Below are 13,529 nucleotides of genomic sequence, written 5' to 3' on the forward strand. Positions count from 1 at the left end.
CTTCGACATGTTTCGGTTGGAACCAGCTGTTTCCGGACTCGATGGGCCTTTCACCCCTAAACGTAAGTCACGAGAGGGTATTGTAGGACACCAACTCTAACAGGCCTCCACGCACCTTTCGGCACGCTTCACCTTGCTCACGCCTAGATCGTCCGGTTTCGGGTTGTGCCCGTTTGACTCCCCGCGCTTGAACACGGTGGCCCTCGTCGTAAGACTGCGGCCATATCGGTTTCCCTACGCCTTCCTCGATAATCGAGTTAGACTCGTCAAACAGGCACACTCCCTGGTTCGTTTTTCAAAACGTACGACGGAACATCGGCTTCCTGTATGGCTTACTATAGGTTCGCACCTAGTTCATTGTATACAGGACCTTGTATGCCCCGTCGCTCTATCGCCAACTGATTTCACGCCCTATTGCACCTCCCTTCTGGGGGTACTTTTCAGCGTTCGTTCACACTACTTGTTCGCTATCGGTCTTGAGGAGTGTTTAGTCTTTGCAGTCGATGCCTGCAATATTCACGAGGGATATCCAACCCCCGATACTCTGGAGCTGACTCGTCTCCTACTGATCTACACTACGGGACTGTCACCCTGTTTCGTGCTCTATTCCAAGAGACTTCCTGCAGATGGTCAGAGAGTGGTCGTCAGTCCGAACACCACATTGCCCGTGAAGGCTTCGGTTTGGACTTTATCGCGTTCATTCGCCATTACTAACGACATCACATTCGTTTTCTTTTCCTGTCGATACTAAGATGTTTCAATTCTCGACGTTCCCCATTGCGCGAAGCAATTGCGGTGGGGATTCCCATTCGGAAATCCTGAGTTCTTAGCCTCCGTGCGGCTCCCTCAGGCTTATCGCAGCTTGGCACGTCCTTCTTCAGCTCTCAAGCCGAGCGATCCACCAGCTGGCACAGTAGCCACGTTCATCGGATCTGAATTGCAACGGAAGTTGTAATTCAAGAGTGACCCGGGAACGGGTCCAGTGGACGCCTGGACTACACGTACACACGGTCTCATCTGCACGCCGTAGACGCGGCATGCATTAACCCTTCCCAGCCACGTTTACACGGGCTGGTGCATCGGTTTTCGTTCGGATTAGATCAGAATCGCTTGCCCCACTTAAGGGGCACGATTCGATCGCCTCCGAGTGATGGACCCACAGGGATTCGAACCCTGGGCATCCTCCTTGCAAAGGAGGCACTCTACCACTGAGCTATGGGCCCACGTCCACACAAAGTGGACATCGAGACGAAAGCGTTAGCCTTGGTAGTTCTAAGGTGCCCGATCGGCCAACGGTTGGGTCGATCGAACGTGGAGTGTGTGGCGTAAAACGCCACACGAAAGGTGGGTCAGGCCATCGGCCTGATCCCGGTCTGTGGAGGTGATCCAGCCGCAGATTCCCCTACGGCTACCTTGTTACGACTTAAGCCCCCTTGCGAAGCCCAGATTCGACCTGGGAATCCAGGCCTCATCCGGACCTCACTCGGGTGCTTTGACGGGCGGTGTGTGCAAGGAGCAGGGACGTATTCACCGCGCCCTTCTGAGGCGCGATTACTACCGAATCCAGCTTCATGAGGGCGAGTTTCAGCCCTCAATCCGAACTACGACCACGTTTCGGAGATTAGCGTCCCCTCTCGGGGTTGCATCCCACTGTCGTGGCCATTGTAGCCCGCGTGTCGCCCAGCACATTCGGGGCATACTGACCTACCGTTGCCCGTTCCTTCCTCCAGTTTGGCACTGGCAGTCCTCTTAATGTACCCAGCCACCACAAGGGTGCTGCTGGCAATTAAGGGTGCGGGTCTCGCTCGTTGCCTGACTTAACAGGACGCCTCACGGTACGAGCTGACGGCGGCCATGCACCTCCTCTCAATGGCTCAGGTAAGCTCATCACACTGACCGTCACTGCACATTGTCGATGCTGGTGAGATGTCCGGCGTTGAGTCCAATTAAACCGCAGGCTCCTCCGGTTGTAGTGCTCCCCCGCCAATTCCTTTAAGTTTCATCCTTGCGGACGTACTTCCCAGGCGGTCTGCTTCTCGGCTTCCCTACGACACACCACAGGCTCGTAGCCTGTGGCACATCTAGCAGACATCGTTTACAGCTCGGACTACCCGGGTATCTAATCCGGTTCGTGACCCGAGCTTTCGTCCCTCACCGTCGGATCCGTCCTCCAGAGGCGCTTTCGCCACCGGTGGTCCGTCCAGGATTACGGGATTTCACTCCTACCCCAGACGTACCCCTCTGGTCTTCCGGTCCCAAGCCACACAGTTTCCACCGGACGCCTGCTCGTTAGGCGAGCAGATTTCCCGATAGACTTGCGCGGCCAGCTACGGACGCTTTAGGCCCAATAATAGCGGTCATCACTCGTGCTGCCGGTATTACCGCGGCGGCTGGCACCGGTCTTGCCCAGCACTTATTCCACCACCACCTTACGGTGGTGAAAAGCGAGGACTATATGCCCTCGCACTCGGAGTCCCCTTATCGCACTGGCGTGCAGTGTAAAGGTTTCGCGCCTGCTGCGCCCCGTAGGGCCCGGTATCTTGTCTCAGATACCGTCTCCGGGCTCTTGCTCTCACAACCCGTACCGATTATCGGCACGGTGGGCCGTTACCCCACCGTCTACCTAATCGGCCGCAGCCACATCCTATGGCGCCGGGGCATTTCGGATTCTCTGCAGTTCCAGCGGGAGAATCGTATCCAAGATTAGCCTCAGTTTCCCGAGGTTGTCTTGGTCCATAGGGTAGTTTGGCCACGTGTTACTGAGCTATCTGCTACGAGTCTAAACTCGTACAACTAGCATGGCTAAATCGGACTCCAATAGCAATGACCTCCGGCAGGATCAACCGGAATGCTATATTACTCCCGACCTTGTGGTCGGGAGGGTTCATTTGGCGGTGAATGTAAATTCTTGTACACACTCACACATAAATGGGTCCACGTTCGGCGACCTCAGACCGCGACCGGTCGAGCGTCACCGAACTACCAAGGCTAACATCAGATCCCTTCTGTACGGCGGACCGCAGGGGAAGGATCCTCATTTCCTTCGGATCTATTCATAGGTTGTCCGGGGTACATAACCCCTTCGAACCCTGTTGATCCGAGATGACGGAGCGAGTTGAACGCCCCGTCGATCACATATTCGTTTGCAATCCATCCGAGTGCCCTCGTACACTTAAGGGCATCGGATCGCAGATCGCCGAAAACCGCATCCGGCGAGTCGGTTGCGATCCGAACTGAACGCCCGGCCACGTATAAGGGCAACGGATCGTCGCGACCGGCGAAGCCGGCCACGAGCACATCACGTTCGGAACGCCCATATACGGATAAGGCCATCGGATCGAACCGATGGCAGTCGTGCGAGAGTGGATGGAGTGTCTACCTCCGTGCCGGGAAACGGCCAGAGGGAACGTGGCGTCGTGCGCCACGTTGTTCGCATTAGTATCGAGTGCCGGGTTACTATATAAGGCCGTCGAACGATCCGGCCATCGGAACCCGCTACCATGGCACGGTTTTCCATCGGTCAGTCACTGCGTTTACACGACCACACACAGCCGTTGCTCGAGCCCGAGTCGTTCCGGGCGATCGAACTCCGAGTAGAATATCACGCGGGCGGAGGTCGGCCGGTCATTCCACCCTTGCAGGCGCGGTCGGGCCGAATGAGACCCGCGTACGTCGTGTTCGAGCGTGCACGCGCAAGAACCTGTCGTGATTCGAGTGGCCGTGCCGGACAACCGAACGGGTTCGGACGTAGCGGGGACAAAGAGCAGATGCATCGATGCCGATAAACCACGTGCGTCGTAAGAGCTAGACGAATGGTCCGGAACCCGATCGCTTCGGAGTCAACGCCGTCAGCGGAGGAGATCTGCTCCGCGCTCGACGACCCCGACTGCCGAGAGATCATCCGGAATCTCGAGGAACCCATGACGGCTTCAGAGCTGACGAAACGGTGTGAGATCCCGCAGTCGACACTCTATCGAAAGCTCGAGCTGTTGACTGACTCGACGTTACTCGAGGAGTCGACCGAGATTCGCCAGGACGGTCACCACGCGAGCAAGTACGCGGTTGCGTTCGACGAGATTACGCTCACGTTGGACGAGGACCGGTCGCTGGCGGTGCAGATCGAACGACCGGCCCGGACGGCGGACGAGCGGCTGGCCGAACTGTGGTCGGAGGTTCGAAAGGAGACATGAGCCCACATCACACCGGCGCGACCGAACTCGCACTCGCACTCGCGGTCGTCAAGACGCTGGTGCTCGTCGTCGGGAGCGTCATCACGTACTTCGCGTTCAAGGCGTATCGGCGGACACGACAGCGTGCGCTCGGGATGCTCGCACTCGGGTTCGGACTCGTGACGCTCGGGCTCGTCCTCGCGGGAATGCTCTACGAACTGCTCAACGTCCAGTTGGCGCTGGGAATACTGCTTGAGAGTCTGCTCGTTCTGGCCGGCTTCGTGGTGATCGCGTACTCGCTGTACGTACAGTGAGCTACCCCGGAGTCAAGTGATTCGAGAAAGCAACACTCTCTCGTCACCACGTGGAATTTTCGATCCCGAGAGGTCGTCGGGCGGCAACGCCGCCCGAGTGCTCGAGGGACCGAAAGTCCCTCGCTGTCCGCGAACCCGAAGAGTTCGCTCGATCACGAAAAGTTTTCTATCTTCCGTACCCCCTGTTCAGCGAAGTCGACGACCTGTGGTGGCTCGGTGTACTCGTAGTCGGTCAGCGGACCGTCGTCGCCGTCCGCGTCGTCACCATCATCGCTCGAGAACAGAACCCGTACAGCCGGCGAGCGCACCGAGTGCGCCCGTGCCGGCGACAGAGTGGACGGCGTCGACTGCGGCGAGAGGTGTTGGATGTTATGGTCACACCTGAACCGAAGGGCCGACACGTGAAGGGGTATGAAGCGACTTCCCCGCCGGGCAGGAAGTCCGTCCCCGGTTTTCGGGCGTAACGAGTCTGTTGGGGTCGAAAAATCGGTTTCGACGATTCGATGGGGGGTACCGTCCCTATCGGTTCAGCGTGTGGATTGCGTGGCCGAGCGCGTTTTCGGCGGCCTCCATCACCGACTCCGAAAGCGTCGGATGAGCGTGGACCGTCGACGCGACGTCCTCGAGGGTCGCGCCGAGTTCGATCGCCAGTCCGAGTTCCCCGATCAGTTCGGAGGCTTCGGGGCCGACGATGCTGGCGCCGAGGACGTACCCCTCGGATTCCTCGGCGACGATTTTGACGAAGCCGTCCGAGTCACCGGTCGTCAACGCGCGGCCGCTGGCCCGGAACGGGAACTGACCGACGACCGTCTCGAAGCCGGCTTCTTCGGCCTCGGACTCGGACATCCCGACGGTCGCGATCTCGGGATCGGTGAAGACGACCGCTGGCATCGCCTGGTAGTCGATCGCCGACGGCTCGCCGGCGATCACCTCGGCGGCGATCTGTCCTTCCATGCTCCCCTTGTGGGCGAGCATCGGTTCGCCCGCGACGTCGCCCACGGCGAAGATGTGATCGACGTTCGTGCGTGCGCGCGAGTCGGTGTCGATGAAGCCGCGCTCGTCGGTCTCGACGCCGGCCGCCTCGAGATCGAGCGTGTCGGAGACGGGGCTGCGGCCGACGGCCACGAGCACCCGTTCGACGTCGAGTTCGAGGCGTTCGTCTTCGACGGCTTCGGCACTTCCACCGTCCGCTGCAGCGTCCTCGACGGGGTCAGCGATGACGCGAAGGCCCCCGTCCGGTTCGTACCACTCCGTGGCGGTGTAGCCGAATTCGAACTCGATCCCCAGTTCTTTCGCGCGCTGTTTGACCGGGCGTTTGAGGTCGTCATCGTAGCCCGGCAGGATCGAATCGAGCATCTCGACCACCGTCACATCGGTCCCCAGTTTCGCGAAGACGCTGGCCAGTTCCATCCCGATGTAGCCCGCGCCTACGACGACCATCGAGTCGGGAATGGAGTCCAGCGCGAGCGCCTGTCGCGAGTTCAGGACTGGCTCGTCGTCGAACGAGAAGTCCGGAATCGAGATGGGGCGCGAGCCGGTCGCGACGATGGCGTGTTCGAACTCGAGGGTCTCCGATCCCTGTCCCTCACCGCCGTGAGAGACGCGGACGGTGTTCTCGTCGACGAAGGTGGCCGTCCCCTCGAGCAAGTTGACCTGATTCGCCTTGCAGAGTTTCTCGACGCCGCTGGTAAGCTGATCGACGACGCCGTCTTTCCACGCGACCATCCCCGAGAGGTCGATCGCGGGGTTGGCGTGAATACCCATCTCCTCGGCCGTAGCGGCGTCGTGGGCGACATCGGTCGCCGTGATCAGCGCCTTCGACGGGATGCAGCCGTGGTTCAGGCAGGTGCCTCCGTAGGCTTCCTTCTCGACGAGCGTGACGTCCAGGTCGAGCTGTCCGGCCCGGATCGCGGCCACGTAGCCGGCCGGACCGGCGCCGATAATCAGCACGTCAGTCCCGGTAGTGACATCTCCGACAACCATCAGTTCGTTCCCTCCCTCGTGTGTGGTGTTACTGTGTACATGATAGTGGTAGTTGCTGGTAGGTATCCTACGCTACTCGAGCAATAGTAGGTGTGGATTCTCGAGGTACTCCATCACCGTGTTCGTGAACTGAGCGCCGACAGCGCCGTCGATCAGTCGGTGATCGAACGATAGCGACAGCGTCAGCACGGATCGCGGTTCGATCGACTCCTCGCCCGTCTCCTCGTCGACGACGACGCGCGGTTTGCGCTTGATCTCGCCGAGCGCGAGGATGCCCGCTTCGGGGTAGTTGAGAATCGGCGTCGCGTACTCGCCGCCGATACCGCCGACGTTGGTGATCGTGAACGTCGAGCCGCGGAGTTCGTCGGGGCTGATCGTCCGTTCGCGGGCCTTCTGGACGACCTCGTTCATCTCCGAGGAGAGCTGTAAGAGCCCCTTCCGATCGGCGTCGTCGACGACCGGCACCATCAGGCCGACATCGGTCGCCGTGGCGACGCCGATGTTGTAGTAGTCGCGGTAGACGACCTCCTCGTTTTCCTCGTCGATGACCGCGTTCATCTCGGGGTACTCCTGGAGCGCCGCCACGACGGCTTTCATGACGAACGGCATGTAGGTCAGCCGGATGCCCCGGTCTTCGGCTCGAGGCTTGAGTTGCTCTCGCGCTTCGACCAGGTCCGTCACGTCGACCTCGTCGTGGTGGGTGACGTGGGGCGCGCTGTACTTCGACTCGACCATGGCGTCGGCGATCGTCTTTCGGACGCCCGTGAACGGTTCGCGGCGCTCGCGCTCGCCCTCAGCGAACTCGGTTCCCTTCGAACCGACGGACTCGCCGGCCTCGATCGCTTCTCTGTCGGCCTCCTGGGCGCGTTGTTGGGCGTCGGCGTACTCCCGAACCGCCTCGGGTGTCACGAACGCCTCGCCGTCGCGCTCCTCGTCCGTCGGAACGGCGTCGATATCGACGCCCGACTCCTCGGCGATCCGTCGGGTCGCGGGCGCGGCGAGCGTCTTCTCGCGGTCGGCGGACTCGACGTTCGCTGGCGGTTCGCTCGACGGTTGCGCCTGGGTCTGGCCCCGACTCGAGGCACCGGCTGCTGTCCCCTCGCCAGTTCCTGCGCCGCTCGAGTCATCGGCGTCCGCCGCGGTCGATTCGTCCGCGGTTGCTCCGCCGGATTCCTGCGTCTGCACCTGTCCGTCGCCGGCGGGTCCGTCACCCGCGGCGGCCTGGACGTCCGCAGCGGTGATCCGACCACCGGGACCGCTGCCTCGAACACGCGTGAGGTCGATCCCTTCCTCGCGGGCCATCCGTCGCACGCGCGGGGGCGCGAAAACTCGATCTTCCGGCGTCTCGGCCTCCTCCGTCTCGGCACCGAGCGCGCCGGGACTGCCGGCGGGTTCGCCGCCTTCGGCCTCGTCCGCCTCGGCTGTCTCGTCCGGCGAGTCGACGCCTTCGGGTTCGCTCGCTCGCTCCTGTTGCTCGTCAGTCGTCGCCTCGCTCTCTTCTCCTTCCACGTTGAACGAGATAATCACCGTTCCGACCGGGACGACCTCGCCCGCTTCGACGTGTAACTCGCGGACCGTTCCGTTGACTGGCGAGGGAACCTCGACGAGCGCTTTGTCGGTCTCGACCTCCGCGACCGGCTGATCCTCGGAGACCTCGTCGCCCTCTTCGACCAGCCACGAGACCAGTTCGCCCTCTGCGACCCCCTCGCCGACGTCCGGTAGTTCGAACTCTCTGACCATCTTAGAACCCCACGGCGTCGCGGATGCCGTCCTCGATTCGTGCCGGTTCGGGCAGGTAGTAGTCCTCGAGCGCGTACAGCGGGAACGGCGTATCGAAGCCCGTGATTCGCTCGACCGGTGCCTCCTGATAGAGGAGCGCTTCCTCCTGGAGGGTCGCGGTGATCTCCGCGCCGAGCCCGCCCGTCTTCGGTGCCTCGTGGACGACTGCGGCGCGACCCGTCTTCTTGAACGACTCGACGATGGTGTCCTCGTCCAGCGGCGATAGCGTGCGGAGGTCGACCACCTCGGCGTCGATCCCCTCCTCGGCGAGGTTCTCAGCGGCCTCGATGGTCGGTCGGGTCATCGCTCCCCACGTGTAAACCGAGATGTCGCTACCCTCGCGGCGAACGGCCGCCTCGCCGAGGGGCACCTCGTAGGACTCCGTCGGAACGTCCCCGCGGAACGCCCGGTAGATGAGTTTCGGCTCGAGGAAGAGTACCGGGTCCGGGTCGCGAATCGCACTGATGAGCAAGCCCTTGGTGTCGTAGGGCGTCGAGGGGATGACGACTTTGAGTCCGGGCTGGTGGACGAACATCGCCTCCGAGGACTCGGAGTGGTGTTCGGGGGCGCGAATGCCGCCGCCGTAGGGTGCTCGGATAACCATCGGGCACGTATATCGTCCGCGCGAGCGCGTCCGCAGGCGCGCGGCGTGGGAGACGATCTGGTCGAACGCGGGGTAGATAAAGCCGAGGAACTGCATCTCGGGAACGGGACGCATCCCGTAGGCGGCCATCCCGATGGCCGTGCCGACGATGCCCGACTCCGCGAGCGGGGTGTCGATCACTCGATTCTCGCCGAACTCGTCGTACAGCCCCTCCGTCGCGCGAAAGACGCCGCCGTTCTTCCCGACGTCCTCGCCCATGACGACGACATCGTCGTCGCGTTCCATTTCGGTGTGCAAGCCGTCTCGAACCGCCTGTACGAGCGTGAGGCTCTCCGATGCTCCGTCCGCGTCTCCGTCCGTCTGTGTCTCTGCTGCCATTGTGTTACTCCAGGAGTGCGTCGTCGCCGTGTCGTTCGCGAACCGATTCGAAGTACTCGAGCTGTCGTTGCAACCGTCGTGGCATTCCCTCGTAAACGTGGGCGAAGATTTCTTCGGGGTCGGGCCGCGTAACGGCCTCTGCGGCGTCGATGGCGTCGGCCACGCCCGTCTGAATCTCCGATTCGATCTCCTCGACGCGTTCGTCGTCGAGGATCCCCTCGTTCCGGAGGTACTTCTCGAGGCGCGGGATCGGATCCTTCTGTTTCCAGCGTTCGACCTCGTCGTCGTCGCGGTAGACGGACGGATCGTCGGCCGTGGTGTGGGCACCGAAGCGATACTGGACCGCCTCGATGAGCGTCGGCCGGAGTTCGCCCTCGCCCGGGTTTTTGGCCTTCTCGACGGCATCGCGGGTGACCTTGTAGACGGCCAGCGGATCCATCCCGTCGACCTGGACCCCTTCGAAGCCGTACGCTTCGGCCTTCTGCGCTAAGGTGTCGCTGGCCGTCTGGCGCTCTCGAGGAACCGAGATCGCCCACTGGTTGTTGTTACAGAAGAAGACGTTCGGCGTGTCGAAGACGCCGGCGAAGTTGAGCCCCTCGTGGAAGTCGCCCTCGCTCGTCGCGCCGTCGCCGAAGTAACAGAGGAAGGCCTTCTCCTCGCCCTTGAGCTTCGAGGCCCAGGCGGCCCCAGTCGCGTGAGGGATCTGGGTCGCAATGGGCACGGCGACCGTGAAGATGTTGGCGTCTGCAGGGATCTGGTTGCCCTGCTCGTGGCCCATCCAGTAGAGCAGCGTGCGTTTCAGGCTCATTCCGCGAACCAGCGCGGTGCCGTGCTCGCGGTAGCTGGGGAACACCCAGTCGTCCTCCGCGAGCGCGTAGGCGCTGCCGATCTGTGCGCCCTCCTGGCCCGACAGCGGCGGATACGTTCCCATCCGCCCCTGACGTTGAAGGCTCACCGCCCGCTCGTCGAAGTGGCGAATCAGCCGCATCTGTTCGTACATCTGGACGAGTTCATCGGCGCTCAGGTCGGGCACCTCGGCGCCCTCGAGGACCCGACCGCCCTCGTCGAGTATCTGTACTCTGTCCCGGGGGTTTCGCTGTAACGTACTCACGGATAGACCCACCTGTACATAGACTAGGGAACTATCGCTCGGGATAAAGGAGTTTCCCAAAAAAGTTTACTATGAGAGAGATTCTTGCCAGCCACGCACAGGAATATCGGTTGCTCTCCGCCATATTCGAACGGGGTTGTTCAGATATGGATATTATGAATCATTCGTCTAATTTTGGCTCGAGTGGAGAGCGAAGAGTGGACAAAGCAGGAGTTTGACGGGAAGCGATGCGTTGACAAGCGACACAGCGTTCACGACGAGGCGTTGTCTCTCGTTCAGAAGCCGGTTCGTTCGGTTTGTTGCACACTCGAGTCGCGGGCGTCGGCTCTCGCTTCCTCGACGCTCTTGCCCTCCCGAAGCACGGCGTCGACGAACAGTTCGCCGGCCTTGTACGACGAGCGGACCATCGGGCCGCTGGCGCAGTACAAAAATTCCAGTTCGTCCTCGGCGACGCGACGCCATGTCTCGTACTTGTCCGGGTGGTCGTAGCGTCGCACCTCGAGGTGATCCGTCGACGGCCGGAGATACTGACCCAGCGTCACGATGTCGACGCCGCGCTCGCGCAGGTCGGCCATCGTCTGGTAGACCTCGTGGTCGTACTCGCCGTGGCCGAGCATGATCGAGGTCTTGGTGTAGATGTCGGACTCGCGATCGACCTGCTCGAGCACCCCGAGACTCTGCTCGTAGCCCGCGCGCCGGTCCCGGACGGGAAACTGCAGGCGTTCGACGGTCTCGACGTTGTGGGCGATCACGTCCGGATCGGCGTCGATGATCTTCCGGACGAGCCGTTGCTCGCCCTGAAAGTCGGGTATAAGCACCTCGACGAGAATGCCCGGATGACGGTCCTTGATCTGCCGGATCGTCTCCGCGAAGTGGCCCGCGCCCTGATCGGGCAGGTCGTCCCGATCGACGCTCGTCAGGACGACGTAGTCCAGCCCGATTTCGGCGATCGCCTCCGCCACGTTCGCGGGTTCGTCGGGATCCAGCGGCTCCATCCCGCCGGTCTCGACGTCACAGAAGTTACAGGCTCGAGAGCACCGATCCCCCATCAGCATGAACGTGGCCGTCCCGCCCGCGCTCTCACCGGTTCCCGCTCCGCCGGACCAACACTCGCCCAGATTCGGACAGTTGGCCTCCTCACAGACGGTGTGTAGGTTGCGTTCGCGCAGCGTCTCCCGGATGCCCGCGAACTCCCGGCCCGACGGCGGCCGCATCTTCAGCCAGTCGGGCTTGCGTGCGCTGCTCATACCCGTACGAAGGGGCCCTCGGTGAAAAACCGTGGTGGTTCCGGGGGTTGACATCCCCTGCCGCGCGACCTCGAGATCGCCCAGACCGTTCGAGTATCGCGTATGTCCGGGTTACGTGAGTTTAGGGGCCTCGTACCCCCGATAGCGTTATGCGGGCGAGTGGAATACCCTCGAGCGATGGCCTTCAGCACGACTCCCGACTGGTTTCACATCAGCGACGACGACGACGTCGTCTGGGAGAGCCGTCCGCACCCGATTACGATGGGCGCGGGGCTCCCGGTCGGGGTCGTCGTCGCGCTGCTCGGCCTCGTCCTCGCCGGCTGGACCGCGGGCGACGGCGCCGGGTTCCTGACGATCATGGGTGTCCTCGTCGCCCTCGGCGGCGCAGGGCTGGCGTTCGCACGCTACCTCGTCTGGACGAATACCCGCTACGTGATCACCACCTCCGAGCTGTACAAGAAGTACGGCGTGGTCTCGCGGGACGTCACCCAGTTTCGCCTCGACCGCGTCCAGAACACCAGCCTCAGCCAGGGCGTGGTCGGCCGCGCACTCGGCTACGGCGACCTGACCGTCTACACCGCCGGCTCCGGCGACCCCGAACTCACCTTCGAGCGAGTCCCCAGCCCCGAGCGCGCCTCGAGTCTATTGAGCGACCAACTCGAGGAGACGTCGACCGACGAGTCGGTCGTCTGAACTCCGACCGATCGACGGTATTCGGGAGCGGACGGAGGGCCACGAGCGCGGCCGTGCAAAAACCTGCACGTTGAATCGCATCTGATCGCGCACAAATGTTCGAAAGGGAGATATTCAAGCTGGCCAAAAGTTATATACAGCTATCATTAGTAGCTGAAACAGGTATTCACTAATGGCAGAAGCAACTGCAGGAGCAACCACGAACGACAAAGAAATAAACGAAGTGCTCGCAGCACTCATTTCGTTCCTCATCCCGGGTGTCGGACAGATTTACAACGGACAAACCTCTCGCGGACTCGCCTTCCTCGGCATCTACTTCGCGTTCTGGGTGTTCACTGTAATTATGATGTTCCTCCTCATCGGATTCATCATTATGTTCATGGCACCGCTGATTCACATCGCTGCCGCCGCCGACGCCTACATCCAGGCGGGGAAGATCAACGCCGGTGAAGTGAGGCTGTAAGTCGGAAAGAGTGAACGGATCGGCGTTTTCTGCGCGGTTGAGAATTACACGAATAGCCGATAGATGGAAATATTCTTCGAGTCAAATCACAAAGCCCATTAGATAAACCGACATCCAGGCCGACACAATGACGCCACAACTGTCGACAGCCACCGACGGCGCGGTATCGCGCGGTTCGAGCGTCGCGGCGAGTGCGGGACTCGGAGTCTTGGCCGCCGCGATCGGCTACCTCGTGAGCTACGTGCTGATCGTCGACGAAGTCCGCGACGCCTTCGGCGGCGACGTCGCCGACTGGAAGGGCGTCGCCTGGTACTTCTACAACGCACACCTGGTCGACATCGAGACGACGGGTTCGTTCGGCGGGTTCGGCGGCTCGAGCACCGTCGATTTTATTGCTGAGTCCAGTGCGACGAGCGCAACGCTGCTGTACGTCGTCCCGCCGCTCGTCTTGCTCGGGATGGGAGCCATGCTCGCCCGACAGTGGAACGTCGCCGATATCGGCGAGGCCGTCACCGTCGGCGCGCCGGTGACCATCGGCTACGCCGTCGTCGTGGGTCTCGGCGCGCTCGTCGCCGAGTCCAGCGCCGAGGGATCGTTCTTCGGCATCGAGGCGAGCGGCTCGGTCGCGCCGGAACTGCTGCCCGCGATCGTTCTCGGCGGCATCCTCTACCCGCTGGTGTTCGCCACCGCAGGGGCCGTGCTCGTGGCCGTTTTCGGCTCGCGGTAAGCGAAAACTCGAGTTCCGTCACTCCGCCGAAACGCGCCTCGAAGGAAACGCCTTTGACCCG

At 61.9% G+C, this 13,529-nt stretch carries 11 protein-coding genes, 1 tRNA gene, 1 rRNA gene and 2 other annotated features; of the genes, 5 read left to right on the top strand and 8 right to left on the bottom strand.

Features of this window, described 5'->3' with window-relative positions; genetic code table 11:
* Nucleotides 1–22 precede the first annotated feature (22 nt).
* Nucleotides 23–278: a sequence feature (23S ribosomal RNA rRNA prediction is too short), on the bottom strand.
* A gap of 10 nt (nucleotides 279–288) precedes the next feature.
* Nucleotides 289–911 (bottom strand) — a sequence feature (23S ribosomal RNA rRNA prediction is too short).
* A 240-nt stretch (nucleotides 912–1,151) separates the two neighbouring features.
* Both NATTI_RS0106780 and NATTI_RS0106785 read right to left on the bottom strand, forming a co-directional pair.
* Nucleotides 1,152–1,223, bottom strand: a tRNA-Ala gene (locus NATTI_RS0106780).
* Nucleotides 1,224–1,376: 153 nt separating this feature from the next.
* A 16S ribosomal RNA gene (locus tag NATTI_RS0106785) occupies nucleotides 1,377–2,850 on the bottom strand.
* A 962-nt stretch (nucleotides 2,851–3,812) separates the two neighbouring features.
* Here NATTI_RS0106785 and NATTI_RS0106790 point away from each other — a divergent pair.
* Together NATTI_RS0106790 and NATTI_RS0106795 are read left to right on the top strand one after the other, a co-directional pair.
* Nucleotides 3,813–4,190, top strand: a complete 378-nt coding sequence (locus NATTI_RS0106790) for a winged helix-turn-helix domain-containing protein (RefSeq protein ID WP_006088639.1) — start codon at nucleotides 3,813–3,815, stop codon at nucleotides 4,188–4,190.
* The gene (locus tag NATTI_RS0106795; protein ID WP_006088640.1) at nucleotides 4,187–4,483 is read left to right on the top strand and encodes a DUF7521 family protein; all 297 of its coding nucleotides are present in this window, start codon (nucleotides 4,187–4,189) and stop codon (nucleotides 4,481–4,483) included. Before NATTI_RS0106790 ends, NATTI_RS0106795 begins: the two co-directional genes overlap by 4 nt.
* A gap of 152 nt (nucleotides 4,484–4,635) precedes the next feature.
* On the opposite strand, the gene NATTI_RS26440 is transcribed toward NATTI_RS0106795, so the two are convergent.
* The 6 genes from NATTI_RS26440 to lipA form a co-directional block, all read right to left on the bottom strand.
* The gene (locus NATTI_RS26440) at nucleotides 4,636–4,791 is read right to left on the bottom strand and encodes a hypothetical protein (protein WP_019991695.1); all 156 of its coding nucleotides are present in this window, start codon (nucleotides 4,789–4,791) and stop codon (nucleotides 4,636–4,638) included.
* A 211-nt stretch (nucleotides 4,792–5,002) separates the two neighbouring features.
* On the bottom strand, nucleotides 5,003–6,466 hold the full coding sequence (gene lpdA, locus NATTI_RS0106805; protein ID WP_006088641.1) for a dihydrolipoyl dehydrogenase: 1,464 nt from the start codon (nucleotides 6,464–6,466) through the stop codon (nucleotides 5,003–5,005).
* Between the two features lie 72 nt (nucleotides 6,467–6,538).
* Complete coding sequence (locus NATTI_RS0106810; RefSeq protein ID WP_006088642.1) at nucleotides 6,539–8,206, bottom strand: dihydrolipoamide acetyltransferase family protein; 1,668 nt, start codon at nucleotides 8,204–8,206, stop codon at nucleotides 6,539–6,541.
* 1 nt (nucleotide 8,207) lies between these two features.
* Entirely contained in the window at nucleotides 8,208–9,227 is a 1,020-nt protein-coding gene (locus tag NATTI_RS0106815; protein ID WP_006088643.1) for an alpha-ketoacid dehydrogenase subunit beta, read from the bottom strand.
* A gap of 4 nt (nucleotides 9,228–9,231) precedes the next feature.
* Nucleotides 9,232–10,338, bottom strand: coding sequence for a pyruvate dehydrogenase (acetyl-transferring) E1 component subunit alpha (pdhA, locus tag NATTI_RS0106820; RefSeq protein ID WP_006088644.1), 1,107 nt, complete (start codon nucleotides 10,336–10,338; stop codon nucleotides 9,232–9,234).
* A 275-nt stretch (nucleotides 10,339–10,613) separates the two neighbouring features.
* On the bottom strand, nucleotides 10,614–11,585 hold the full coding sequence (gene lipA, locus NATTI_RS0106825; protein ID WP_006088645.1) for a lipoyl synthase: 972 nt from the start codon (nucleotides 11,583–11,585) through the stop codon (nucleotides 10,614–10,616).
* A 177-nt stretch (nucleotides 11,586–11,762) separates the two neighbouring features.
* Here lipA and NATTI_RS0106830 point away from each other — a divergent pair, with 177 nt between their 5' ends.
* The 3 genes from NATTI_RS0106830 to NATTI_RS0106840 all read left to right on the top strand — a co-directional run bounded on the left by NATTI_RS0106830 (nucleotide 11,763) and on the right by NATTI_RS0106840 (nucleotide 13,468).
* Complete coding sequence (locus NATTI_RS0106830; protein WP_019991696.1) at nucleotides 11,763–12,278, top strand: PH domain-containing protein; 516 nt, start codon at nucleotides 11,763–11,765, stop codon at nucleotides 12,276–12,278.
* A 172-nt stretch (nucleotides 12,279–12,450) separates the two neighbouring features.
* Complete coding sequence (locus NATTI_RS0106835; RefSeq protein ID WP_241434268.1) at nucleotides 12,451–12,741, top strand: hypothetical protein; 291 nt, start codon at nucleotides 12,451–12,453, stop codon at nucleotides 12,739–12,741.
* 127 nt (nucleotides 12,742–12,868) lie between these two features.
* Entirely contained in the window at nucleotides 12,869–13,468 is a 600-nt protein-coding gene (locus tag NATTI_RS0106840; RefSeq protein WP_006088648.1) for a hypothetical protein, read from the top strand.
* Nucleotides 13,469–13,529: the final 61 nt, after the last annotated feature.

This window comes from Natronorubrum tibetense GA33, assembly GCF_000383975.1.
GTDB classification, from domain to species: domain Archaea; phylum Halobacteriota; class Halobacteria; order Halobacteriales; family Natrialbaceae; genus Natronorubrum; species Natronorubrum tibetense.